This window comes from Saccharomonospora marina XMU15 (assembly GCF_000244955.1).
Classification (GTDB): Bacteria; Actinomycetota; Actinomycetes; order Mycobacteriales; family Pseudonocardiaceae; genus Saccharomonospora_A; species Saccharomonospora_A marina.
This window is the reverse complement of the sequence record NZ_CM001439.1, coordinates 4,177,753-4,200,204: the sequence shown is the minus strand read 5'-3', so window position 1 is coordinate 4,200,204 and position 22,452 is coordinate 4,177,753. Positions and strand designations below refer to the sequence as shown.

Below are 22,452 nucleotides of genomic sequence, written 5' to 3'. Positions count from 1 at the left end.
GGGCTGATCGTTGTCGGTGGTTCAGCGGGCCCTGGCGAGCGTGCCCAGGTACAGCTCGATGACCTTCTCGTCGTGCAGCAGTTCGGTACCGGTGCCCGTGTAGGCGTTGCTGCCCTGGTCCAGCACGTAGCCGCGGTCGCAGATCTGCAGGCAACGGCGGGCGTTCTGCTCCACCATCAGGATCGCCACGCCCGCGGCGTTGATCTGCTTGACGCGCTCGAACACCTGGTCCTGGTACATCGGGGACAGCCCGGCTGACGGCTCGTCGAGCAGCAGCACCTCGGGTTCCATCATCAGCGCCCTGCCCATCGCCAGCATCTGCCGCTCGCCGCCGGACATCGAACTGGCCTTCTGCGCACGCCGCTCGGCCAGCACCGGGAACAGCTCCTCGACGAAGCCCGCCCGCTCGTCGAACGCCTTCGGCTTGAGGTAGGTGCCCATGCGCAGGTTCTCCTCCACGGTCAGCGTGGGGAAGACGTTCTGCCGCTGCGGCACGTAGCCGATGCCCTTGGACACCAGTTCGTGGGCGGGCTTGTTGGTCACGTCCTCGTCACGGAAGGTAACCGTGCCCTCGCGGATGCGCAACAGCCCGAACATGGCTTTGACCAGCGTGGACTTTCCGGCGCCGTTCGGTCCGATCACCCCGACCAGCTCGCCGGGATTGAGCACGAGACCACAACCGCGCAGCACGTCCACGCCGGAGATGTAGCCCGCGTAGACGTCTTCGGCCGTCAGTAGCGGATCACTCATCGTCGGGCCTCGATTCGGGTTCGTCGTGCTGCTTGCCGAGGTAGGCGTCGATCACGGCCGGGTTCTTGCCGATGGCCCGCGGCGGCCCTTCGGCCACCACCTCGCCCTCGGCCATACACACCACCCAGTCGCTGATACCCATCACCACATCCATGTCGTGCTCGACGAAGCACACCGTCATGCCTTCGTCACGCAGTTCGGTGATGTGGCCGAGCAGTGACTGGGTGAGCGCCGGGTTCACGCCCGCCATCGGTTCGTCCAGCATGACCATCGTGGGTCGCACCATCAAGGCCCGCGCCATCTCCAGCAGCTTGCGTTGCCCGCCTGAGAGCGTGCCCGCGTACTCGTCGCGCATGTGGGAAAGCCGGAAGCGCTCCAGCAGTTCGTCGGCGCGGCGCTCGATCTCGCGCTCCTGGGAGCGCCACAACGGGCGTAGCACCGCGAGCGCCAACCGCTCACCGCGCTGGTGCCGCGCGGCGAGTTTCATGTTCTCCATCACCGACAGCCGCGACAGGGTCTTCGTGAGCTGGAACGTACGCACCATGCCCCGGCGGGCGACGCGATGTGCGGGGCGTTTGCTGATGTCGTGCCCGTCGAACGACCAGCTGCCCGCGTCCGCCCGGTCGAAGCCGCTGAGCACGTTGAACAGGGTGCTCTTGCCCGCGCCGTTCGGGCCGATCAGCGCGGTGATGGCACCCCGCTGGATCTCCAGGTGGTCCACCCGCACGGCGGTGAGCCCGCCGAAGCGGCGAGTGACACCGTCGGCGACCAGCAGTGCGTCGGGCTTGGCCACCCCGGCTTCCGGGGCGACGTTCGCGAGGTCAGCGGACATCGAGCAGCATCTCCTTGCGACTGCCGAGAATGCCTTGCGGCCGGAAGATCATGAGCAGCATCAGGCCGAGCCCGACCAGGGCGAAGCGCACCGCTCCGACCTCAGGGGCCGCGATGATCGTCGGCGAGATGACACCCGCGTCGATCGCCTGCCGAAGCAGGCTGTCGAAGAACGTGAGGATCGCCCAGAACAGGATCGAGCCGATCACCGGCCCCAGCACGCGCCCTGCGCCGCCGAGCACCAGCAGCGTGTAGAGGAAGAACGTGACAACAGGGTCGTAGCTGTCCGGGTTCACCGACTGGTTGTTGATCGCCAGCATCATGCCCGCCAGCGAGCCGATCGCCCCGCCGAGCACCAGGCTCTGCAGCTTGTAGGCGTAGACGCTCTTGCCGAGGCTGCGCACCGCCTCCTCGTCCTCGCGGATCGACCGGATGACCCGGCCCCACGGGCTGTGCACGAGCAGTGCGATGAGCACCGTCATGAGCGCGACCAGCCCCCATGCCACGCCCAGCGCCCACAGGTCACGGGCGCTGAAGTTCAGCAGCCAGAACCCGTACCTGTCGTTGGGGATGGGGTTGACGTCGTAGAAGTCGTTCGCGAACTGCTGCAGCCCGAACACGCCACCGGTCACGGGCTCGGCCCAGCTCGACCGGTAGAACAGCCGCAGGATCTCGCCCGCGGCGATGGTGGCGATCGCGAGATACTCCGCGCGCAGCCGCAGCGTCGGCAGTCCGAGCAGTAACGCGAGCACCACCGAGCAGGCGAGCCCGACCAGCACACCGACCCACAACGACAGCCCGAACGTCGATACCGAGGCGGCCACCCCGTACGCGCCGACGAGCATGAAGGCGACCTGGCCGAAGTTCAGCAGGCCCGTGTAGCCGAAGTGGAGGTTGAGTCCGATCGCGGCGAGCGCATAGACGGCCGCGATCGGACCGATGCCCGACCGAAGCGCGTCGGAGAGGATGATTTCCCAGTCCATGTCTACCGCCTAGCCCACTCGTTCCCGCTGGCCGAGAATGCCTTGCGGACGGATCAGCAAAACGACGATGAGCGCGAGCAGCGCCCAGGCGTTCTGCAGGTCGATGGGGAACCAGAGGCTGGACATCTGCGCGACGATGCCGACCACGAAACTGCCGACCATCGCGCCGTAGGCAGAGCCGAGCCCGCCGAGGATGATGCCGGCGAACATCAACAGCAGCAGCCGGAAGCCCATGTCCCAGGTGATGATCTCGACAAGGCCGAAGAAGACCCCGCCGAGCGCGGCCAGCCCGCCGCCGAGAATCCACACCACGAGCACGACGCGGTTGACGTCGATGCCCGAGGCCTCGGCCAGGTCCCGGTTGCTGGACACCGCGCGAATGGCGGTCCCGATGCGGGTCTTCTGCAGCATGAACGCCACCCCGAGCAGCACGAGCACCGAAAGCACCGTGATCGTCAGATCTCGCGGGGTGATGCCCACCGGGCCGAGGTCGATGGCCTGCTGGATGTCGTACTCCCGGTAGGAGCTCGGCCGTGAGCCGAAGAACACCAGCACGACGTGCCGCAACAGCAGCGAAAGGCCGATCGTGATGATGAACAGGTTGATCAGCCCGGTGCCTCTGTTGCGCAGCGGGCGCCACATCACCCGTTCCAGCACCCCGCCGAGCGCGGCACCGAGCACGACGGCGACCACCGCCGAGATGATGATGTGCCAGCCGGGCCCCTGCGCGGTCACGTTCAGGAAGAACGCGATGACGGCGCCGATGGTGACCAGCTCGCCGTGCGCGAAGTTGATCAGGTGAGTGGTGCCGAAGACGAGCGAGAGGCCCACCGCCGTGATCGCGATGATGGCGCCGAACTGGATGCCGTCGAGCAGCGACTGCAGTGCCCTGTCGAGGAAGGTCGGGCCTGCTGGTACCTCTTCGCCCTGCGCCCATGCCGCGGCCGGAGCCAGCACCACGAGCAACAGAGCGAGTATCGGTACGAGTAATCGGGTTACACGCACAGTCACCTCGCGCACCGGGGTCGGATTTGGCGGTCAGTGTAAGCACACGTTCGGCATACGAATATCGGTGTACGTGATTGTTACCTCAGGTAGCTGTCGGCGCAGTCCACCCGACCCGGACGTCATATCCCGTTGCTCCAATTGTCTGTCTAGGTAGCTCAACAGGGGGGACTGAGGAGGGTTACCGCATGGAGCAGGGAGTGCACGAGGTGTTGACCGCGCTCGTCGCTCTTCGTGACGATCTTCCCGGGGTCGTCGAGGGGTTGCGCCGGGGCAGCCTGCCCGTCACCTCGCAACGCGAGGTAGCCGCGGCCCTCATCGAGGCCGGAGATCTGCTCGACGAGCACGCCGACCAGCAGGCCGCCATGTCCAACGGCCACACCAACGGACTCACCGCGATCGACGACGTCTCGGCATGGTCGGAGCACGACGAGTAGACCCGGGCGGCACCACGAGCACCGGGCGTGGGGTAGTGTGTGCATACGGGGAACAACCCGGTACGCCGGTGACGTTACCCATGCAGTCGCAAGTTTTTGCGTGTTCGTGTTCTCACGTCCGCGGAATCTCGGTGCGGACGTGTCGCTTGTCTTCGAATCGCCGAAGTGGTGGCCGTCTCGACCTGCGGCTACCCGCGTCCGCGAAGTGCGGACGCCGAACCGGCTCCTGGAAGGGGACAAGATGACACAGGGAACTGTGAAGTGGTTCAACGGCGAGAAGGGCTTCGGCTTCATCGCCCCCGACGACGGCAGCGCCGACGTCTTCGTGCACTACTCGGAAATCGACGCACGCGGCTTCCGCAGCCTCGAGGACGGGCAGCGGGTGGAGTTCAACGTCGGCCAGGGCGCCAAGGGCCCGCAGGCCACCGGCGTTCGCACGCTCTGAGCGAATCCCGACCTGCCCGTCACCCGCTGCCGGGTGACGGGCAGGACACCGCCGGGGCAGGCGGAACCATTCGATACTCACAGAAAGCCCACGGTGGTCCATGACCTCGAGCGGCACCTCCACCTCCACCGCCCCGTCCAGACCAGGCAGCGACTTCGCCGAGTTGACCCGCAGCGTCAAGCAGCGCGGACTGCTCAACCGCAGGCCTGGCAACTACGCCTTGAAATTCACCGTCAACGCGGTGCTGCTCGGCCTCGGCTGGGTGGGTTTCGCGCTGCTCGGTTCGTCCTGGTGGCAACTACTGATCGCGGCTTTCCTCGCGATCGTGTTCGCTCAGCTGGCCTTCATCGGCCACGACGCGGGTCACAAGCAGATCTTCCGCGGCAGCCGCGCCAACCGCGTAGTCGGGTATGTGCACGGTGGCCTCGTGGGACTCAGCTTCGCGTGGTGGGTCGGCAAGCACAACCGGCACCACGCCAACCCCAATCACGAGGACGACGACCCCGATCTCGACATCCCGCTGCTGGCGTTCAGCCACGGTCAGGCCGCCGAGAAGCGCGGCTTCCAGCGATGGACAGCGAAGTACCAGGCGTTCCTGTTCTTCCCGCTGCTGCTGCTCGAGGGGTTGAGCCTGCACCTTTCCAGCATCCAGGCCGTACTGCGCCGCGAGGTCAAGGCGACCCGGCTGGAAGCGACGCTGCTCACCGCGCACATCGTCGGTTACCTCACCGCCGTCTTCGTTGTCCTCTCACCCCTTCAGGCCATCGCCTTCATCGCGATCCACCAGGGACTGTGGGGCATCTACCTCGGAATGTCGTTCGCCCCAAACCACAAGGGCATGCCGATGCTCACCGCGGGTGAGAAGCTCGACCACCCGCGCAAGCAGGTTCTCACCTCACGCAACGTGCGAGGCGGCCGCGTCGTCGACTTCGCCCTCGGCGGGCTGAACTACCAGATCGAGCACCACCTCTTCCCCAGCATGCCAAGGGCCAACCTGCGACACGCGCAGCCGCTGGTCGAGCAGTACTGCAGCCGGATCGGCCTCCCCTACAGCCAGACCGGTGCTTTCGCCTCATACGCCGAAGTGCTGCGTCACCTGCATTCCATCGGCGCGCCGCTGCGCGCCGCGGCCCGCGTCGCGAAGTAGCCGCGGGTACACCCATTGAGGAGTTCCATGTCAACACCAGCAGCTGTGCAGCCTGTGGTGTTCAGCCACAGCGAACGTGAAGAAACCATCGACTACGGAAAGCTCGCGGCCAACGTCGCCACGACCGACGAGGCCGACTCGCCCGACTTCCGGGCGCCGCACGCGGGCAGCGTTCAGCGCCGACCGCGGGGACGGCAGCGGTAGGCGATTCGGCAGTCGTGATGCGGGGCGGACGGCACCTTTCCGGCGGTCGAGTACCGGACGGCGGCACCCCTAGCGTGGTCGGCATGGACACCGACAGCAGCCATGACAGCACTGTTGCCCTGGCTCGCGGGCTCGGCGGCTACATCCGAGCCGTCGCCGCGGCGATCGGTCTGCCCGCCGAAGGCACCAGCTTCGAAATCAGCGACACGGCCACCGGCTACCTGGGCCTGGCCGCTCGCTGGTCCGCACACCCCGACCGTGACCTCATGCTCAACTGGAGCGAGCGCCGCGGCTGGCGGATCGCGGTCGAGACCGCCCCGAACGAACCGCAGCAGGTGATCGCGCAGTTCGTCGACGAGTTGCTACCCGCCCCCGCCGAAGTGGCCGCGTTCGTGGCCAACGCGCTGCGCGGTGCGGAGCAGGGCAGCCAGGCGGTCGTGAACTTCCACCTCGTCGACAGGCAAACCCTCGCCCATCGTCTGGAGAAGTACGCGGGATCGTGAGCTCCCAGCAGGCAGCTTCGTCCGGCCGAACCGCTGACCTGCCGCTAACCTCCCAGTCAGGGACCCGACGTCGAGGCGGGCGGTGTTGCGTGACGCGTTTTCGCCGAATACTGGTCGCGACCGACCTGTCCGACCGTTCGGGGCAGGCGGTGAAAAGAGCCGGGCTGCTCGCCGCCGAACACGGGGCGCGGCTGATCGCCGTGCACGTGGTGCCGTTCGACGTCGAACCCGAACTCGTCGATTTCGCGGCCGAGTGGCTGCGCTCGCACGTCGAGAAGTTCGCGCCGGAGGTCGACGCGCAGACCGTGGTACGGCAGGGAAAGCCCGCTTCGGTGACCGTGTCCGAGGCCGTCGAGCGCGAAGCCGACCTGCTGGTGGTTGGTGAGCGCGGCGGGCACTGGAAACTGGGTGCGCTGGTCGGCAGCACCACGGAGAACCTGGTACGCGCCAGCGTGACATCGGTGCTTGTGGTGAAGAACCAGGTCGAGGGCGCCTACCGCACCGTGCTGCTCGCGGTGGAGGCATCGCGACACGCGGCGGTGGCGGCCGGGGTGGGTACCTCGCTCACCCCCGGAGCCGACCACATCATCGTGCACGTCAGCGTGGTCGTCGGTGAGCATCTCATGCGCATGCGCGGAATCGAGGAAGACGATCTCGACCGGCTGCGCGACGTGAGCACCGAACGGGTGCGACCGCGAATCGAAGAGCTGGCGGGCGACCTCGAGCCCGCCCCCAGCGTGATCAAGGTGGAGTCGGGCGAGCCACGCGGCGTGCTACCGGAGTTGGTGCGGCGGTACGGGGCGGACCTGACCGTCGTGGGCAGCGGGACGCACTTCCACCTCGGGCACGCCCTGCTGGGCACCGTCGCCCAGCACGTACTGCGGCAGGCGCCCTCCGACGTGCTCGTCGCAAGGGGGTAGCCGACGTGCCGAAGTGATCCGGCCCGGTTCGTCGATCAACGCTCCTCAGCCTCCCGAAGCGCGGACGGCACGTTCACCCAGCGCGCGCAGGTACTCGACCAACTGCGGCGGCTCGTGCACCTCGAAGTCGACGCCGAGCATGGTGAGCCGGAATCCGAGCCACTCGACGGTGTCGGTATGGCTGCGCAGCCGGCAGGTGTGCTCCTCCAGCGGCGTCACTTCGCCACCCGCGCCGCCCCACCGGGCTCTCACCACGTCGGCGGGAGCGTGCAGGGTCACGACGGCGCGGTAAGTGGGGGCCAGCGAGTACAGCTTGCTGGTGACGTAAGCGGCCGCATCCTCGGCGGGAAGGTCCCGAGGGGCGAACCGCGCGCCGGTCAGCAGCGGCGCCTCGATCCGGTCGACCCGGAAGATGCGCCAGTCGTCCCTTCCGGTGTCGAAGCCGAGCAGGTACCAGCGACGGCCCATCGAAACCAGCCGGTAAGGCTCTACCTGACGGTTACTCTCGGCGCCGTCACCGGCCCGGTAGCGAAAGCGCAGCCGCTCGCGGCCCTCGGTGGCTGTGGCCAGCACGGTCAGCGTTTCCGGATCGATCTTCGGGCCGATGCCTGCCAGTATCGGAACCGTCGCCGAAGCCAACGCACCGACCCGCCTGCGCAGCCGGGACGGAAGCACCTGCTCCAGCTTCGTCAGTGCCCGCACGGCTGCCTGCTCGATGCCCTCGACCGCGTTACCGGAGGCGATCCGCAGACCGACGGCGATGGCGACGGCCTCCTCGTCGTCGAGCAGCAGCGGCGGCATGGCCGTCCCCGCGACCAGCCGGTAACCGCCTTCGGCTCCCAGCGCCGCTTCCACCGGGTAGCCCAGAGCGCGTAGCCGCTCGATGTCCCGCCGAACGGTGCGCGGGCTGACCTCCAGCCGCCGGGCGAGTTCGCTGCCAGGCCATTCGCGCGGGGTCTGCAACAGCGACAGCAGCCGCAGCAGCCGGGCCGAGGGATCTGTCATGGCTTCCAGAATGCCTGAGATGTAGGTCAGGATCTGGCCTACATCGAAGCTAGCTTGTGCCACATGAGCGAAGACATCCGACAGTTCCGCATCGAGATCCCGCAAGCCGAGCTCGACAACCTGCGTTCTCGGCTGGACCTGGCGCGTTGGCCGGGGCAACTGCCCGGCGAAGGGTGGAGCCGAGGGGTCCCGGTGAGCTACCTGAAAGAGCTGGCGACGTACTGGCGCGACGAATTCGACTGGCGCGTCCACGAGTCGCGGCTGAACGAGTTCCCGCAGTACCTCACCGAGATCGACGGTCTCGACATCCACTTCCTGCACGTGCGCTCGCCCGAGCCGGACGCGCTGCCGCTTGTTCTCACCCATGGCTGGCCCAACTCCTTCGTGGAGTTCGTCGACTTCATCGACCTGCTCGCCAGGCCGCGAAACGGCGAGCAGGCGTTCCATGTGGTGGTGCCGTCGCTGCCCGGCTTCGGGTTCTCCTCCCCACCAGGGGAGACCGGTTGGAACGCCGCACGCGTGGCGCGGATCTGGGCAGAACTCATGCGGCGTCTCGGCTACGACCGGTACGGCACCCAGGGCGGCGACTTCGGCGCCTACGTCGCACCCGCCGTTGCCACCGCAGCGGCTGACCACGTTGTCGGCGTCTACATCACCGGCGGGCTGGGCTTTCCCGGCCAGGACGACATGTCGCAGCTCACCGACGACGAACGCGAAGCCTTCGCCGAGCTTTCGAAACAGGACTGGATGAACGGGGTGGATCACCACGGACTGCTCGGCACGGCACCGCAGACGTTCGCCTACGGCTGGCACGACTCTCCCGTGGCGGCGCTGGCCTGGATGACACAGAAGTTCCACGAGTTCAACGCAGGCGGCAAGCCACTGGAGCAGGCGATCGCCCGTGACCTGTTCCTGACCAACGTGAGCCTGTACTGGCTAACCGGAACGTTCGGGTCGTCGGCATGGCTGTACTACGACAGCACCGGGTTCAGCTGGCCCGAAGGGCAAAAGGTCGCGCCGACCGGCGTGTACAGCGGTCCTCCGGGAGTCCGCAGGCTCGCCGAGCGCGACAACACCATCGTGCACTGGCCCGAACACAACCCGGAAGGACACCACTTCGTCGCCATGGACCGGCCCGACGACTACGCCGCTGACCTGCGCGCGTTCTTCGCCGCACTGCGCTGACCCTGGGCAGGCCGTCCGAGGACGGTCGTTGGGCTCCACGCCGCTTTGCACGGTCTCGTTTTCCCGCACTGCCGATTGCCCTGACACAGCCGACTCGGCCAGTCCTTGTGATCATCGGACATGGCAGCCCACGCAGCCGGGAGGGATCGGGATGACCGTGCAGGACCTGCGCCAGCTCCTGGAGACCAACGACCTTCCCGCGCTGCAGGACTGGCTCGCGCGCCATCACCCGCACGAGATCGCCGACGAACTCGGCCGCGCGGACGCGGTGCGTGCCGTGCTGCTGTTCCGGTTGCTGGACAAGGATCGCGCGCTGGCGGTCTTCGAGGAACTCGGCCCCTCCGACCAGCACAAGGTGCTGTCCGGGCTTCGCGACCAGGCCTTCCGTGACGTGCTCGAGGCGATGGACCCGGACGACCGCGCTCGCCTGCTCGGGGAGGCGCCCGCCAAGTTCGCCCGGCACGTACTGGCCGGGCTGAGCCCGCGTGAACGCACCATGACCGCGGCGCTGCTCGGCTATCCGGACGGCTCCGCCGGTCGCTACATGACCCCGGAGACCGTGGCCCTCCGCCACCATCTGACCGTGGGCGATGCCCTGCAGGTGGTGCGCGAGCGCGGCGCCGACGCCGAAACCGTCTACACCCTGCCCGTCATCGACGATCAGCGCCACTTCCTCGGCACCCTGTCACTGCGCGACCTGGTGCTGAACCCTCCCGACCGGCAGGTCGTCGAACTCACCGACACCACGACCCCCCGAGTACGCGCAACCGACCCGGCCGAAACCGCCGCCCGCCTCATGCAGGAGGCGAACCTGCTCGACCTGCCCGTGGTGGACAGCGAGGACCGCGTTCTGGGCCTGCTCACCATCGACGACGCCGTCGAGGTCATCGAGGCCGCCGACACCGAAGACATCGCTCGCCAATCCGCCGCGGCCCCGTGGAGTGGTCACTACATGTCCGCGAGCGTCGTCCAACTCGCGCGCTCGCGAGCGGTGTGGTTGCTGCTGCTGATCTTCGCCGCCACACTCACCGTCAACGTCCTGCAGTTCTTCGAGGCAACGCTCGAACAGGTCACCGCGCTCGCGCTGTTCATCCCCTTGCTCGTCGGCACCGGCGGCAACGCGGGCGCGCAGGCGGCCACCGCCGCCGTCCGAGCACTCGCCGTCGGAGAGGTTCGCACCCGCGACCTGCTCCGCGTCGCCTGGCGCGAAAGCCGCGTCGGGCTGGTGCTCGGCACGATGCTCGCCGCCGTGGGCCTGGGCATAGGGACGCTTCTCGTCGACTTCCCCGTGGCAGCCACCGTCGCGCTGTCCCTCATCCTGGTGTGCGGGTGGGCGGCCACCATCGGAGCTACCATGCCGCTGCTGGCCAAACGTCTTGGCATCGACCCCGCCGTCATTTCCGCGCCACTGGTCACCACCCTGGTCGACGCCACCGGCCTGATCATCTACTTCCTGCTGGCTCGCCTTGTCCTGGGATTATGAGCAGGTCGTGAGGCCCTGCGGTGCGCCCGGGGCAGTGGCCCCACGTTCCGGTGGCGTCCTGGCAGCATCGCGGCGTGCCGCTGGCCGGGGCCAGGGCCGCCGCGGGCGGCCAGTGCGTCGGCAACCAGCCCGGTGGCGAACCCGTAGACGGTCTTGTGCAGCAGGTCGACCACGAGTTCCGTGCGGGGCCAGGTGGGCGGCGGCGCACCGACACCGGTGGCGTTCTCCAGAATCTGGTCGTTGGTCAACCTCACGACGGTGAACTGCGCCGAGGACCACGCTCCGCGCAGCCCGGCGTGTGCCATGACCGAGCGCAGCACTCCCAGCAGCGCACCCTGGCCGAAATGCATGGCCAGGTTCACCTGCCGTAACCGCTGGCCTCGGCGTTCGCGCACACGGGCCAGCCGAACCAGCACCCGGCCGGGGACGTGCGAATCGGGCCGACCGGTCAGCCGCTGCTCCACCTGCTCCGCCACCGTCATCGCGACCGTCCCGGCCGCACCGGCCACGAAGCCTTCCCACAGGACGCGTTTCACCGTCATGGCCACTGGTTACCCCACAACGCCGTTGAACACTCGGCACCTGGTCGCGGCGGCCGGGACCGGAAGGGGGAGGAGGACGGCACGTGAGTGCTGCCGGCAGCGGCAACTGTTCGATCACCTTCGTCGGCACTGCGACCACACTGCTTCGGCTGGGGGAGTTCACCGTGCTGACCGATCCGAACTTCCTGCATCGTGGGCAGTGGGCCTACCTCGGCAAGGGGCTGGTCACTCGCAGGCGCACCGAACCCGCGTTGAGCATCGACGACCTGCCAGACCTCGACGCGGTGGTGTTGTCACACCTGCACGGTGACCACTTCGACCGGATCGCGAGGCGCGGGCTCGACCGGACCACACCCGTCATGACGACGCCCAAAGCGGCGGGACGGCTGCGCACATTCGGCTTCGGCGAGGCCGTCGGCATGCGCACCTGGACGCAGCAAACCATCGTGAAGGGCGACGCCAGCCTGGTGGCGGTCTCACTGCCCGCACGGCACTCGTTCGGCTTCGTGGAACGCCTGCTGCCGCCGGTGATGGGAACCTTGCTGGAGTACCGCCGTTCGCAGGCGGCGCGGCCGGTGCGAATCTACCTTTCCGGAGACACCCTGTTCTACGACGATCTCGAGGAGATCGGCAAGCAGTTCCCGAGTATCGACCTGGCGGTCGTTCATCTCGGCGGCACGCGGGTACTCGGGGCACTGGTGAGTATGGACGGACCGCAGGGGATCGATCTGTTGCGGCTGCTGCGGCCACGGACAGCCGTTCCTGTCCATTACGACGACTACGGCGTTTTCAAGACCCCGCTGACCGAGTTCAGGGCACTGGTGCGAGCCGAAGCACTGTCCACTGAGGTGCGTTACCTTGATCGCGGCCAGCAGCACCGGTTCGGACCGACCGATTAGCACTGCCCCCCGGACCGATCGTGGCCGGTCACGGCTGACGGCGACCACGGGCGGCTGGCCTGCCGCGAGCACGGACGTGGATTCGCTCGCCCTGCTTGCCGAACAGGCTCAACACCTCGACACTCGTGCGCCCTGCCGCACCGAACCAGTGTGGTGTCTGGCAATCGAACTCGGCGGCCTCGCCCTGGCCCAGCACGATGTCGTGATCGCCCAGCATGACTCGAAGCCGACCCCGCAGCACGTACAGCCATTCGTACCCCGCATGGGTCCGTAGCAGGGGCTCCTCGTCACCGGCTGGGATCGTCATCTTGTAGGCGCGCGGCTCGCCTTGCTGGCGGGTGAGCGGCACCAGAACCCTGCCGTTGGCCCTGGTCGGATTCTGCGGCACCCGGGGATCCACGACGAGCGGTGCGGAGACGATCTCGTCGAGCCGCAGCCCCAAAGCCGCGGTGATCGGCAGCAGCAGTTCGAGACTGGGTTTGCGTTGACCTGCCTCCAGCCGCGACAGGGTGCTGGTGGAAATGCCGGTGGCACGGCCGAGTTCGGTGAGCGTCACCCCCTTCTGCTGCCGGGCACGGCGAAGTCGGGGAGCGATCCGGTCAACCGCCGCGGCGACGGCGGGCTGGGCTTCCATACTTCCCGAGTCCACCACTTCTTCCCGCTTTTGGCAAAGAACTTTGCCGTGCTCGGCGGTTCGTGCCGATGCTCTCGGGCGGAGGTGTTGAGTGATGAGTTCACATCGGGAAACTTCCGTAGCCGCCGAGCAGCGGTTCGAGACGGCCCTGGGCAGTGGCCGACACGCGGGCCACACCGCGGCCGGACGCCCCACCCGCACCGGAGTCGAGCCCCGATGAGCGCGACCACCCGGCAACGGCCTGCCCACCGTTTCGACCGGCTTCCGCTCGGCGTCTACCTACTCGCCTTCAGCCTGTTCGCGATGGGCAGCGCGGAGTTCCTGCTGGCAGGAGTGCTGCCCGCGGTCGCGGTCGACCTCGACGTGTCGCTGCCGTCGGCAGGTGCTCTCATCACCGCGTTCGCGCTGGGCGTGGTCCTCGGCGGCCCGCCCTTCGCGGTTCTCAGTCTGCGCTGGTCGAGGCGTACCGCGCTGCTGACAAGCCAGCTCGTCTTCGCCGCCGGGATCGCTGTCGGCCTGGTCACCGACTACTGGGTGCTGCTGTGCACCCGGTTCGTGTCCGGTCTCGCCTACGCCGGATTCTTCGCAGTCGCCACCGTGACCGCGGTAAGCCTGGTCAGCCCTGACCGCAAGGCCCGCGCTTCGGGTGTTGTCGTGAGTGGACTCAGTGTCGCCATGGTGGCCGGTGGACCTGTGGGCACGCTGCTCAGTCAGCTGACGCGATGGCAGGCCGGCTTCTGGGCAGTGACCGTCCTGACCCTTGTCGGAGCGATCGGCTGCGCGTTCGGGTTGCCCAGCACCAGGTCCGGGGTGGAGCCGATGGTGTCCGCCGAACTCGCGGTGATGCGCAAGCCGCGACTGTGGAACATCTATGCGATCACGATACTGAGCACGGCCGCGTACATGCTGTCTTTCAACTACCTCGCGGCGATCCTGACCGACGTCACGCACATTCCGCAGGTGTGGATCTCCGCGGTTCTCGCGTTGTTCGGAGCGGGCGCTTTCGTCGGCCTGACTGTCGGAGGACGGATCGCCGACCGGTATCCCCGCCATGCGATCCTCGCAGGCGCGATCGGGATCGCGACGCTGTCGGCACTGCTGGCATCGTTCGCCGACCGGCAGGCGGCCGTCGCGCCGATCGTCTTCCTGCTCGGAGTCGCGGCGTTCGTGCTCAATCCCGCCCTCTACGGACGGGTGTTCACCATCGCCACCGACGCGCCGACCCTCGCGGGTGCCACCACGGTCTCCGCGTTCCAACTCGGCATCAGCCTCACCCCGGTGTTCGCCGCCATGGCACTCGGTTTCGGCGGGCCGATCAACTCCGTGGCCTGGATCGGCGCCCTGCTGGCCGTGCTCACCGTTCCCCTCGCCCTGCTCGATCGACCGCCGGTCGCGGCCATGCGCACGGACGGTGCCTGAGAGACCCGGGGTCAGCCTGCGAGGTGGGCGTCGTGCACAGCGCGGACGCGGGAGAGCCGGTCGCGCCACCACGCGGCCCGGTCGGGGTCGGTCAGTTCGTAGGCGTCGACCAGGCTCGGGTCTGGTGTGGGCGGTGTGCGCGGTACGGGCAGGTAGCCTGCTGCCGGCCGCAGCGACTGCTGCTCGGGAACGAGGTCGCTCTCGAGCAGTGAGAGGGTGCCCAAGCCGCAGGCGAAGTCCAGTTCGGGCAGGGCGCCTGCCAGGGCTAGTTGCGCGGCGAGGCCGACGCTGGTTTCGAGCGCGGAGGAGACCACGCACGGCAGTCCGGCGGCTTCGGCGACCCGCAACGACCGGCGGACGCCACCGAGCGGGGTGCACTTGATCACGGCGATGTCGGCCGCACCCGCGACGGCGACCCGTAGCGGGTCGTCGGCGCGGCGGATGGATTCGTCGGCGGCGATGCGCACCTCGACCTGGCGCCGGACGGCGGCGAGTTCGTCGATGGTGCGGCAGGGCTGCTCGACGTACTCCAACCCGCCCGCGGCCCTGTCCAGCGCACGGATGGTGGTGACCGCGGTTTCGACGTCCCATGCCCCGTTGGCGTCCACGCGGATCGCACCGCCAGGGCCGAGTGCGTCGCGGACGGCTTCGACGCGGGCGATGTCCTCGGCCTGCGACACTGGGTGGTCGGCGACCTTGACCTTGGCGGTGCGGCAGCCGGAGTTGGCGGCGATGTCGTGGGCACGTTCGGGGCCGACGGCGGGCACGGTGCAGTTGATCGGGATACGGTCGCGCACGGGTTCGGGCCAGCCGATGGTGCACTGTTCGATCGTGGTCGCCAGCCACGACGCGGACACGGTGTCGTCGTACTCGGCGAACGGGCAGAACTCGCCCCACCCGGCGGGGCCCTCGATCAGCATTCCTTGCCGCACCGTGATGTTACGGAACCGGGTACGCATGGGGATCGCGTAGCCGCGGGCGCCTTCGAAGTCGATCTCGTTGGCCATCAGCTGCTGCCGTCCTCATCACGTCGGGTATGGGTCGCGGGAGAGCAACTCGGCGACGCGGCCCCCACGCGTCAGCACACGTTCCGCGACATTCTGGTCGAAAGCCCGACCTCATGATCCACCCGGTGGGTGTCGTTCGCCCAAGCTTCGGTGGGTGGCTAGTTGGATGCGAAGCGCTTCCGTCAAACGCGCAGCGGCGCGACCGGTCGTCGACCGCCAACTCGGCGACCGAGTGGCCGTAACGGGCGTCGTAGTCGGCGCGGACAAGTGTCGACGTCGGTCGTGGTCAGGTGGATTCTCCGGAGGTGCCGATGCGCTCTCGCAGGTCGGCCAGTTCCTGCTGGAGGGCTCGGAGGGCGGCTCGCCGCTCGGTCACCTCCCGCATGATCGCGGCGATCCCCTCGACATCTCCGGTTTCGCCGTGGACCAGGGTGACGCTGAACTCGACGGAGATCAGGGTGCCGTCCGCCCGCAGGGCCGGCACCGCGAGCAGCGAACCCGCATAGGCTGTCTGCCCGGTCTTCATCACCCTGCGGTAACCGTCCCAGTGCCGCGGGCGGTGTTTCTCCGGAATGATCAGATCGAGGGACTGCCCGAGCGCCTCATCGGCCGTGTAGTGGAACATGCGCTCGGCGGCGGCGTTCCACAGCCGGATGAACCCGTCCTTGTCGGCAAAGGCGATCGCATCGTCGGCACCGTCGACGATGCGCTTCTCCACAGAGATCACAGTCATCACCATAGCGCCCGCGCACCGGGCGGTTGCTCATGACGGAACCCGCAGGTTACCCGCCTCCCAACTCCTCGAAGCAGACCTGGACGCGCTTGCCAACCGCCGCAACACGGTGATCAGTGCGAGCGGGAACGGCACCGCGCTGCGTGCCTACAACGGGTGGTGGGTGATCTTGACCCGTGCTCCGGCTGGCACTGGCGGTTGCAGGGATGGAGATTGGCGCACGGCGGTCGGGGTAGCTGCTCGTCGAGGGCGGTCCTGAAAGGTTCCAGCCGGGCGTGACTTCAGCGACAACGCTGGCGAAGAACGGCCGGAGACCGGCTCGCCCGGTCTTCCCCATCCCCCAGAACCCGGCGACAACTACGGGGCGCGCTCGGGGTCAGCGGAGCCGGCCCCGAACCGGGGTGGTTCGCGCGACGACTGAATCGGTGGGCCCGGTGGGACTCGAACCCACACTGGCACGGACCTAAACCGTGTGCCTCTGCCAATTGGGCTACGGGCCCGACATTGGCAGCCTAGCGTGGCCGCACCGGGCTGCTGGTGGCCGGTGAGGCGAGCGGCCGCCGGGTGATCTACCGTGACATCCTGCGAGAAGGCTGCCCGGTGAGGGAGGATACGTGGCGCGCGACCCTGAGACGATCGAACGCGACATCGAGAAGGCCAGGGAGGCTCTCGCGGCCACCTTGGACCGGATCGGGGAGAAGGCGAACCCCAAGCAGTTCGCCGACTCCGCGAAGACCAGCCTCGCGGCGAAGCTGAGCGAGCCGAGGGTGAAGTACCCGCTGATCGCGGCCGGTGCGCTGATCGGCGCACTGCTGCTACGTAAACTGCTGCGCTGACGCGCAGGAACTCGAAAGTGTGAAGCAGTCCCGCGGCGAACGCATCGCCGCGGGGCTGCTTGTGTCGACAGGCGGTCTCAGCCGGTCACTGCTGCCGAGCCGGCGGGCGCGCCGCTACGGGCGCCGGCCGCCGACGGGTACCTGGCCTGTGCCGTGCCCGCATCCGAGCGCCCGGCGGGGGACGGGGTCTTGCTCAACTCCTTGCGTGGCACCGCACGGCCCGAGGACGTTCGCGCCGTCGCTGCCTGCGGCTGCGAGGGCTCCGCTTGCTTCGGTGCCGGGGCAGGCGTGGCGTTCTCCGCAACGGGCCGGCGTCGGCCGTCGGCTTCGGCCTCGACCTCCTCCGACGGCTCCGTCCTGGCGAGGCGAGCGGCGATGTAGGCGGAGGTGAACTCCAGCGCGCTGCCGTTGAGCAGGTGCACCACGGTCGGGCGGGTGCCCTCCGGCACCAGCTTCTCGACGAGCTGGTCGGCCCTGTCCCGGGCGGCGATGATGCCCGGCGCCTTGCCGCTGAGCTTCCTGTCAAGGCCGGCGACGGTGACCGTCCAGTCGTCCTTGTCCTGCGCGTACGTCGCGGTGATCGTCTGCACCACCGGTCTCACCCCTCTCTGGACAGCAGACCCACTACAAGAGAGCGAGTTCGGCTGACCTTTATGACGCTGAAGCCAGTCTGTAACGCATCGTTGCTTCCAGCAATACGAAACAGCTCAACGCGCTACTGACAGTGATAACCATCTCAGTGCCTCGCCACTTAGGGTGAGGTAGCTGCGTCGTAGCGTTGATCATTGTTGCGCTAGGTGTGCGAGTCCGCCCCACAGCAGGTTCATGGCGTACTCGGTGGCGAGGTCGGGAGTGACCTCTTCGTGTCGCTCGCACCAGATCGCCATTCGCTCGCAGCCGCCCACCACGAACTCGGCGGCTACCCGTGTCGCCACCGGGTCGGAACTGTCGAGGTAGGCGGCCATCAGGTGGGCGATGAGGTCAGTCTGCTGGGTCCGCGTGGTCTCGATCTCCTCGGCCGCGGAGGTGCCGATCAGGGTCATCTCCTGCCGCAGCAGTGACCAGGCCTGCCGGTGTTCGCGGATGAAGACGAAGAACGCGCGCAGGCCCTGGCGCATGGCGTCCTCGGCGCCGTCGGCGCGTGCCACCGCTCGTTCCGTGGCGGCCCGCAACTCCGCTCTGGAGGCCTGAATGCAGGCAAGGAGCAGTCCCTCTTTGGAGTGGAAGTACTCGTAGAGCATCGGTTTGGAGACCCCGACCCGCTCGGCGATGTCGTCCATCGAGGCGGCGGTGAAGCCCTGCTCGGCGAACACCGCCTCGGCGACCTCGATCATCTGCCGCTCACGTTCGGCCCTCGGCACGCGTTTGCGTCGGGCGGGGGGCTTTGCCGTCGTGCTCACGAACGCTATTCTACTGGAAGTAACCTACTGTCAGTAAGATGGACTCCAGGTAACACCTACTTGTGGCACGGAGGCAGCATGGGCAACCGCACCGAGACCGGGGTGGTCATCGTCGGAACCGGGTTCTCAGGCCTGGGGATGGCAATCCAGCTCCGCAAGGAGGGGCGAGAGGACTTCGTGCTGCTGGAAAAGGCCGAAGAGGTGGGCGGCACCTGGCGCGACAACACCTATCCCGGCTGTGCCTGCGACATCCAGTCACACATGTACTCGTTCTCCTTCGAGCAGAACCCCGACTGGTCGCGCTCGTTCTCCCCGCAACCGGAGATCTTCGACTACATGCGACGTGTCGCCCGCAAGTACGACCTGTACCGGTTCGCTCGATTCGGTCAGGAAATGACCGGCGCGCGGTGGGACGCCGAAGAGAACCGCTGGTACGTCAGCACCGCCCGCGGTGACGAGTTCGTCGCCCGCTACCTGGTCAGCGGCGTCGGCGCACTGCACCTGCCGCAGATTCCCGAACTGCCGGGAATCGAGCGATTCGCGGGCAGGTCGTTCCACTCAGCCGAGTGGGACCACGACTACGACCTGCGCGGCAAGAAGGTCGCCGTGGTCGGCACCGGCGCCAGCGCCATCCAGTTCGTGCCCCAGATCGCTGAGGACGTCGCCCAGCTGACCGTCTTCCAACGCACCCCACCGTGGATCATGCCCAAGCCCGACCACGCCATGCCGGACTGGGCCAAGCGGCTGTTCGCGCGGGTACCGCTGACGCAACGGGTGTACCGCGACCTGCTGTACTGGATGCTGGAGCTGCGCGCGATCGGCTTCAACGGCAACCCGCGTGTCATGAAGCTGGCGCAGAAGATCGCGAAGCGGCATATCGACAACAACATTGCCGATCCAGCGCTTCGCGCCAAGCTCACGCCCGACTACGTCATGGGCTGCAAGCGGGTGCTCATCTCGAACGACTACTACCCAGCGCTGAACCGCGACAACGTCGAGGTGGTCACCGACGGCATCGCCGAGGTCACCGAACACGGCATCGTCGACACGGCCGGAGCGAGCAGGGAGTTCGACGCGATCATCTACGGCACCGGCTTCCACGTGACCGACGCCTTCGACGACCTCGACATCATCGGGCTCGGCGGGCGAAACCTCGGTAAGCAGTGGGCCGAGGAGGGCATGCAGAGCTACCTCGGCGTCACGGTCACCGGCTTTCCGAACCTGTTCTTCCTGCTCGGACCCAACACCGGGCTGGGACACAACTCCGTGGTTTTCATGATCGAGCAGCAGATCCGCTACGTCGCGGAGGCGATCCGCTACGTCGAGAGCAGTGGGGCCGACGCCATCGACGTGCGGCCGCGGGCACAGCAGCGGTTCAACAACGAGGTGCAGCGCAAGCTCACCGAGGGGATCTGGACCCAGGGTGGATGCAAGAGCTGGTACCTCGACGCGCAGGGGGTGAACCGGACCATCTGGCCCGGGTTCACCTGGCGCTACTGGCTACGGACCCGAAAGCTCGACCCCAGCGACTACCAACTGCTGCGGTCGGTCAGCGAGGAGCGGCCGACAGTTCCTGCAACCGCTTGACCAGCTCCTGGGTCTCCAGGCCGCAGAGCTCGGCCATCCGGTCCAACGCGGTGCGGTCGAGGTGGACATCCGGTGTATCGGACAGCGCGAGCCTGCCCTGCGCCCAGCGGCGAAGTGGGCCGAGTTCGGCCTGGTCGTCGGCGGCGACGGTGGCGAGGTTGATCCGCAGCTTGCCGGGCTCGTCGGAGAAGACCCGCCGGTGGACCCGGCCGAGCAGTTCGTGTGGAGGTTCGTCGAGCGCCAGGCAGATCTCCACCAGCCGCACAACCGAGCACTGCCGGGTACCCAACTCGTAGGTCGCCAGCGTCTGCAGCGAGATGTCGCTCTGCAGCCGGTCGTTGAGCTCTTTGCGCGTCCATCCGCGTTTCTTGCGGAGCTTGCGCAGCTCCTCGCCCAACACCCGCTGGTAGGCGTCCGCGTCGATGTGCACTCCAGTTCCCCTGCCCGCGTCGCGTTGGCTGGCCCACTGCTGAGTCGGCAGCACCGTCACGTCGTGTACGTCGTCGACAAGTTCCACAAGGAATGAATGCGCAAACGCCACTTGCCTTACGCACCTTGCGGTGGAATTTTCGACCAACGGGCATGATCCAACCCGAATGGGCTAACCCGGCGGGCACGAAGGCCTCGAAACGGGCAACTCGCTGCCCACAGCGGGGAACTCGCGGGCGAGAGCGGGGGACTCGCGGGCGGGAGTGGGGGACTCGCGGGTCAGTTGACGCAGGTGACGCCGTCGGCCTTGATCGGGGGGTCGGTCGGCTCGGTCGACGGCTGACGCAGCGCCGCGGCCGTGCCGCTCCCGGCGGGCCCGCCGGGGGACGAGCCACCGCCCGCGGAATAGTCCGGCGCCAACAGTACCTGGACGTGCCCGGACTGCGCGTCGGCGCTCTCCTCCACCTCGATGTCGCCGCCGAGCGCGTCGGCCACGGACTCACCCGCCGACCGCTCTCCGTTCGCGACCTGGATCACACTCGTGTCCCTGGGCGCGGCGTTGGCGACCTCGCCCTGCAGGTAGCCCTGCTCGACCAGCGAGCCGGACACGGTACCCGCCAACCCGTCGATACCCGATGCGTTGTAGACGTCCACCGTGATGTCGGCGGGATCCGGTGCGGGGGAGGACCCTGCGTCGCCACTGGGCCGCTTCTTCCCGGAGAGTCCCTGGATGAACCGCTTGACCTCGGCGGAGTCCAGCTTCACCGCCATCCCGTCGGTGCTGGTCTGGTACTCGGGGTTCTCGACCGGCACCGTGCGGAACTGGATCTGCCCGCCGGTGAGCCCCTTCAGTTGCTGAGCGAACGCCAGGATGTCCCATCCCTGGTTCACCACCACCGACTTCTTGATCGCATCGGCCAGGTCGCTCAGCTTGCCCGGATCGGCGAGGGTGCCAGCGGAAAGCACCTTGCGGGCCAGTCCCGCCATGAACACCTGCTGGCGCACCACCCGGTCGAGGTCGCCACGAAGCAGGCCGTGACGCTGCCGGACGAATGCCAGTGCCTGAACTCCCGCGATGGTCTGCCTGCCCGCGTCGAACTTCGCACCCGAGTAGGGGTCGTCGACCGGTTCGTTGAGACACACCTCGACCCCGCCGATGGCCTTGGTGATGTCGTAGAAGCCGAGCAGGTTGATCGAGGCGTAGTTGTCGACGGTGACACCCGAGATGTTCTCGACGGTCTTGATGAGCGTCTTCGCGCCCTCCTGGTTGGCGCGAACCTCCAGGTCCCGCTCGTCGCTGACACCCTCCTCCCGCAGCTGCTCGCGTGCGGCGAGCTTCCCGCGGGCGTACGCGGAGTTGATCTTGTGCCTGCCGTGGCCGGGTATGGAGACGTAGGAATCGCGCGGGAACGAGATCGCGACCGCCTTGCTGCCGTCGTTGGGGACGTGCACCAGGATCAGCGTGTCGGTGTTGAGCTCGCCGTCTGCCACGCCTGCGCGGAGCTTGGCCAGCATCTCCTCGGGCAACGGGTTGCCCTGCGCGTCGGTGCGGCTGTCCATGCCGACGAGCAGGATGTCGCGCGAGCCGTCGGCGGGTAGTTCCCCGCCGCCGTCCTCGCCGATCACGTCAGCCATCGTCAGGCCGTTGACCAAGCCCTGCATCGCGGCCCACGCGTAGCCGGTCAACGTCATGACCAGCGCCGACACCAGAGCCAGGGCGATCTTGGCGCCTCGCCGTGGCCGGCGTTTCGGCGCGGGCGGGGCCGGTGTGCGGCCAGGTCGAGCCGGAGGGCGTTGGGTCCGTTGGGCGCCCGTCGGCGCGGGAGGCCGCCGGTTGGCGGGTGGTCGTCCGCTCGGGACACGGTCCTGGCCGGGACGTCCGGGTCGACCGGCGGGTGGGTATCCGCCTTCCCGCTCCTGCCACGACCTCGCGGGGCGGCCGCCTCGCGGGGGATATCGCGGCGGGTAGTCCACGCCAACCGCTCCTCTCTCGACGACTGTCCGCCAGTTGGACGCGCTGCGGACGGCACAGGTTGCCGTAGCGTGTCACACGGTGGCGTCGTACCTG

25 protein-coding genes and 1 tRNA gene are annotated in these 22,452 nt (G+C 67.9%); 12 read left to right on the top strand and 14 right to left on the bottom strand.

Annotated features, from left to right (window positions below; all coding sequences use genetic code 11):
- Positions 1–21: 21 nt before the first annotated feature.
- Genes SACMADRAFT_RS19820 through SACMADRAFT_RS19805 form a run of 4 tightly spaced genes read right to left on the bottom strand, consistent with a single transcriptional unit; the run spans position 22 to position 3,575 of the window.
- Entirely contained in the window at positions 22–750 is a 729-nt protein-coding gene (locus SACMADRAFT_RS19820; protein ID WP_009155624.1) for an ABC transporter ATP-binding protein, read from the bottom strand.
- Positions 743–1,582: an ABC transporter ATP-binding protein gene (locus SACMADRAFT_RS19815; protein WP_009155623.1), complete on the bottom strand. Its 840-nt coding sequence runs from the start codon at positions 1,580–1,582 to the stop codon at positions 743–745. The genes SACMADRAFT_RS19820 and SACMADRAFT_RS19815 overlap by 8 nt, the downstream gene beginning before the upstream one ends.
- Positions 1,572–2,564, bottom strand: a complete 993-nt coding sequence (locus tag SACMADRAFT_RS19810; protein ID WP_009155622.1) for a branched-chain amino acid ABC transporter permease — start codon at positions 2,562–2,564, stop codon at positions 1,572–1,574. The genes SACMADRAFT_RS19815 and SACMADRAFT_RS19810 overlap by 11 nt, the downstream gene beginning before the upstream one ends.
- A 9-nt stretch (positions 2,565–2,573) precedes the next feature.
- Entirely contained in the window at positions 2,574–3,575 is a 1,002-nt protein-coding gene (locus SACMADRAFT_RS19805; protein ID WP_232285439.1) for a branched-chain amino acid ABC transporter permease, read from the bottom strand.
- A 182-nt stretch (positions 3,576–3,757) separates the two neighbouring features.
- On the opposite strand from SACMADRAFT_RS19805, the gene SACMADRAFT_RS19800 reads away from it, so the two are divergent.
- From SACMADRAFT_RS19800 to SACMADRAFT_RS19780, 6 genes are all read left to right on the top strand, one after another.
- On the top strand, positions 3,758–4,006 hold the full coding sequence (locus SACMADRAFT_RS19800) for a hypothetical protein (protein ID WP_009155620.1): 249 nt from the start codon (positions 3,758–3,760) through the stop codon (positions 4,004–4,006).
- A 241-nt stretch (positions 4,007–4,247) separates the two neighbouring features.
- Positions 4,248–4,451, top strand: coding sequence for a cold-shock protein (locus SACMADRAFT_RS19795; RefSeq protein ID WP_009155619.1), 204 nt, complete (start codon positions 4,248–4,250; stop codon positions 4,449–4,451).
- Between the two features lie 100 nt (positions 4,452–4,551).
- Entirely contained in the window at positions 4,552–5,598 is a 1,047-nt protein-coding gene (locus SACMADRAFT_RS19790) for a fatty acid desaturase family protein (protein ID WP_009155618.1), read from the top strand.
- Positions 5,599–5,625: 27 nt separating this feature from the next.
- Complete coding sequence (locus tag SACMADRAFT_RS30065; protein ID WP_009155617.1) at positions 5,626–5,802, top strand: hypothetical protein; 177 nt, start codon at positions 5,626–5,628, stop codon at positions 5,800–5,802.
- Between the two features lie 83 nt (positions 5,803–5,885).
- Positions 5,886–6,305, top strand: coding sequence for a DUF6292 family protein (locus SACMADRAFT_RS28625; protein ID WP_157617280.1), 420 nt, complete (start codon positions 5,886–5,888; stop codon positions 6,303–6,305).
- A gap of 89 nt (positions 6,306–6,394) precedes the next feature.
- On the top strand, positions 6,395–7,225 hold the full coding sequence (locus SACMADRAFT_RS19780) for a universal stress protein (RefSeq protein ID WP_009155615.1): 831 nt from the start codon (positions 6,395–6,397) through the stop codon (positions 7,223–7,225).
- Positions 7,226–7,270: 45 nt separating this feature from the next.
- Here the strand turns inward: SACMADRAFT_RS19780 and SACMADRAFT_RS19775 are convergent, their stop codons facing one another.
- Positions 7,271–8,230: a helix-turn-helix transcriptional regulator gene (locus tag SACMADRAFT_RS19775; RefSeq protein ID WP_040926628.1), complete on the bottom strand. Its 960-nt coding sequence runs from the start codon at positions 8,228–8,230 to the stop codon at positions 7,271–7,273.
- Positions 8,231–8,293: 63 nt separating this feature from the next.
- Here SACMADRAFT_RS19775 and SACMADRAFT_RS19770 point away from each other — a divergent pair, with 63 nt between their 5' ends.
- Together SACMADRAFT_RS19770 and mgtE are read left to right on the top strand one after the other, a co-directional pair.
- A complete protein-coding gene (locus SACMADRAFT_RS19770; RefSeq protein ID WP_009155613.1) occupies positions 8,294–9,415 on the top strand; it encodes an epoxide hydrolase family protein in 1,122 nt (373 codons plus the stop codon).
- A 151-nt stretch (positions 9,416–9,566) separates the two neighbouring features.
- Entirely contained in the window at positions 9,567–10,898 is a 1,332-nt protein-coding gene (mgtE, locus tag SACMADRAFT_RS19765; protein WP_009155612.1) for a magnesium transporter, read from the top strand.
- Here mgtE and SACMADRAFT_RS19760 read toward each other — a convergent pair.
- Positions 10,862–11,440: a hypothetical protein gene (locus tag SACMADRAFT_RS19760; RefSeq protein WP_009155611.1), complete on the bottom strand. Its 579-nt coding sequence runs from the start codon at positions 11,438–11,440 to the stop codon at positions 10,862–10,864. The two genes, mgtE and SACMADRAFT_RS19760, sit on opposite strands and share 37 nt — an antisense overlap.
- Before the next feature lie 83 nt (positions 11,441–11,523).
- Between SACMADRAFT_RS19760 and SACMADRAFT_RS19755 the strand changes: the two genes are divergently transcribed.
- Positions 11,524–12,339 (top strand): MBL fold metallo-hydrolase, encoded by an 816-nt coding sequence (locus tag SACMADRAFT_RS19755; RefSeq protein WP_009155610.1) that lies wholly within the window; start codon positions 11,524–11,526, stop codon positions 12,337–12,339.
- Positions 12,340–12,367: 28 nt separating this feature from the next.
- Here the strand turns inward: SACMADRAFT_RS19755 and SACMADRAFT_RS19750 are convergent, their stop codons facing one another.
- Positions 12,368–12,973 (bottom strand): helix-turn-helix domain-containing protein, encoded by a 606-nt coding sequence (locus tag SACMADRAFT_RS19750; RefSeq protein ID WP_009155609.1) that lies wholly within the window; start codon positions 12,971–12,973, stop codon positions 12,368–12,370.
- Positions 12,974–13,189: 216 nt separating this feature from the next.
- Between SACMADRAFT_RS19750 and SACMADRAFT_RS19745 the strand changes: the two genes are divergently transcribed.
- Complete coding sequence (locus SACMADRAFT_RS19745) at positions 13,190–14,392, top strand: MFS transporter (protein ID WP_009155608.1); 1,203 nt, start codon at positions 13,190–13,192, stop codon at positions 14,390–14,392.
- Between the two features lie 11 nt (positions 14,393–14,403).
- On the opposite strand, the gene SACMADRAFT_RS19740 is transcribed toward SACMADRAFT_RS19745, so the two are convergent.
- The 3 genes from SACMADRAFT_RS19740 to SACMADRAFT_RS19730 all read right to left on the bottom strand — a co-directional run bounded on the left by SACMADRAFT_RS19740 (position 14,404) and on the right by SACMADRAFT_RS19730 (position 16,632).
- Positions 14,404–15,399: an o-succinylbenzoate synthase gene (locus SACMADRAFT_RS19740; RefSeq protein ID WP_009155607.1), complete on the bottom strand. Its 996-nt coding sequence runs from the start codon at positions 15,397–15,399 to the stop codon at positions 14,404–14,406.
- A 286-nt stretch (positions 15,400–15,685) separates the two neighbouring features.
- The gene (locus tag SACMADRAFT_RS19735; RefSeq protein ID WP_157617279.1) at positions 15,686–16,132 is read right to left on the bottom strand and encodes a PAS domain-containing protein; all 447 of its coding nucleotides are present in this window, start codon (positions 16,130–16,132) and stop codon (positions 15,686–15,688) included.
- A 426-nt stretch (positions 16,133–16,558) separates the two neighbouring features.
- Positions 16,559–16,632, bottom strand: a tRNA-Leu gene (locus tag SACMADRAFT_RS19730).
- 114 nt (positions 16,633–16,746) lie between these two features.
- Between SACMADRAFT_RS19730 and SACMADRAFT_RS19725 the strand changes: the two genes are divergently transcribed.
- Positions 16,747–16,968: a DUF3618 domain-containing protein gene (locus tag SACMADRAFT_RS19725; protein ID WP_009155605.1), complete on the top strand. Its 222-nt coding sequence runs from the start codon at positions 16,747–16,749 to the stop codon at positions 16,966–16,968.
- A 77-nt stretch (positions 16,969–17,045) separates the two neighbouring features.
- Here SACMADRAFT_RS19725 and SACMADRAFT_RS29285 read toward each other — a convergent pair whose 3' ends face one another.
- Both SACMADRAFT_RS29285 and SACMADRAFT_RS19715 read right to left on the bottom strand, forming a co-directional pair.
- Positions 17,046–17,561, bottom strand: coding sequence for a RodZ family helix-turn-helix domain-containing protein (locus SACMADRAFT_RS29285; RefSeq protein WP_009155604.1), 516 nt, complete (start codon positions 17,559–17,561; stop codon positions 17,046–17,048).
- A 189-nt stretch (positions 17,562–17,750) separates the two neighbouring features.
- On the bottom strand, positions 17,751–18,368 hold the full coding sequence (locus tag SACMADRAFT_RS19715) for a TetR/AcrR family transcriptional regulator (RefSeq protein ID WP_009155603.1): 618 nt from the start codon (positions 18,366–18,368) through the stop codon (positions 17,751–17,753).
- Between the two features lie 78 nt (positions 18,369–18,446).
- Between SACMADRAFT_RS19715 and SACMADRAFT_RS19710 the strand changes: the two genes are divergently transcribed.
- On the top strand, positions 18,447–19,955 hold the full coding sequence (locus SACMADRAFT_RS19710; RefSeq protein ID WP_009155602.1) for a flavin-containing monooxygenase: 1,509 nt from the start codon (positions 18,447–18,449) through the stop codon (positions 19,953–19,955).
- Here the strand turns inward: SACMADRAFT_RS19710 and SACMADRAFT_RS19705 are convergent.
- Both SACMADRAFT_RS19705 and SACMADRAFT_RS19700 read right to left on the bottom strand, forming a co-directional pair.
- Entirely contained in the window at positions 19,918–20,385 is a 468-nt protein-coding gene (locus SACMADRAFT_RS19705; protein ID WP_040926625.1) for a helix-turn-helix transcriptional regulator, read from the bottom strand. The genes SACMADRAFT_RS19710 and SACMADRAFT_RS19705 overlap by 38 nt on opposite strands.
- A 278-nt stretch (positions 20,386–20,663) precedes the next feature.
- Positions 20,664–22,358 carry an LCP family protein gene (locus SACMADRAFT_RS19700; RefSeq protein WP_009155600.1) on the bottom strand — a complete coding sequence of 565 codons (1,695 nt, stop codon included), beginning with the start codon at positions 22,356–22,358 and terminating at the stop codon, positions 20,664–20,666.
- Between the last annotated feature and the right edge of the window lie 94 nt (positions 22,359–22,452).

Coding starts and splice junctions, on each gene's coding strand:
- mgtE (WP_009155612.1), top strand. CDS start 9,567: ATGACCGTGCAGGACCTGCGCCAGCTCCTGGAGACCAACGACCTTCCC.
- SACMADRAFT_RS19740 (WP_009155607.1), bottom strand. CDS start 15,399: ATGGCCAACGAGATCGACTTCGAAGGCGCCCGCGGCTACGCGATCCCC.
- SACMADRAFT_RS19745 (WP_009155608.1), top strand. CDS start 13,190: ATGAGCGCGACCACCCGGCAACGGCCTGCCCACCGTTTCGACCGGCTT.
- SACMADRAFT_RS19760 (WP_009155611.1), bottom strand. CDS start 11,440: ATGACGGTGAAACGCGTCCTGTGGGAAGGCTTCGTGGCCGGTGCGGCC.
- SACMADRAFT_RS19750 (WP_009155609.1), bottom strand. CDS start 12,973: ATGGAAGCCCAGCCCGCCGTCGCCGCGGCGGTTGACCGGATCGCTCCC.
- SACMADRAFT_RS28625 (WP_157617280.1), top strand. CDS start 5,886: ATGGACACCGACAGCAGCCATGACAGCACTGTTGCCCTGGCTCGCGGG.
- SACMADRAFT_RS19770 (WP_009155613.1), top strand. CDS start 8,294: ATGAGCGAAGACATCCGACAGTTCCGCATCGAGATCCCGCAAGCCGAG.
- SACMADRAFT_RS19795 (WP_009155619.1), top strand. CDS start 4,248: ATGACACAGGGAACTGTGAAGTGGTTCAACGGCGAGAAGGGCTTCGGC.
- SACMADRAFT_RS19775 (WP_040926628.1), bottom strand. CDS start 8,230: ATGACAGATCCCTCGGCCCGGCTGCTGCGGCTGCTGTCGCTGTTGCAG.
- SACMADRAFT_RS19810 (WP_009155622.1), bottom strand. CDS start 2,564: ATGGACTGGGAAATCATCCTCTCCGACGCGCTTCGGTCGGGCATCGGT.
- SACMADRAFT_RS19735 (WP_157617279.1), bottom strand. CDS start 16,132: ATGACTGTGATCTCTGTGGAGAAGCGCATCGTCGACGGTGCCGACGAT.
- SACMADRAFT_RS19800 (WP_009155620.1), top strand. CDS start 3,758: ATGGAGCAGGGAGTGCACGAGGTGTTGACCGCGCTCGTCGCTCTTCGT.
- SACMADRAFT_RS30065 (WP_009155617.1), top strand. CDS start 5,626: ATGTCAACACCAGCAGCTGTGCAGCCTGTGGTGTTCAGCCACAGCGAA.
- SACMADRAFT_RS19815 (WP_009155623.1), bottom strand. CDS start 1,582: ATGTCCGCTGACCTCGCGAACGTCGCCCCGGAAGCCGGGGTGGCCAAG.
- SACMADRAFT_RS19790 (WP_009155618.1), top strand. CDS start 4,552: ATGACCTCGAGCGGCACCTCCACCTCCACCGCCCCGTCCAGACCAGGC.
- SACMADRAFT_RS19820 (WP_009155624.1), bottom strand. CDS start 750: ATGAGTGATCCGCTACTGACGGCCGAAGACGTCTACGCGGGCTACATC.
- SACMADRAFT_RS19710 (WP_009155602.1), top strand. CDS start 18,447: ATGGGCAACCGCACCGAGACCGGGGTGGTCATCGTCGGAACCGGGTTC.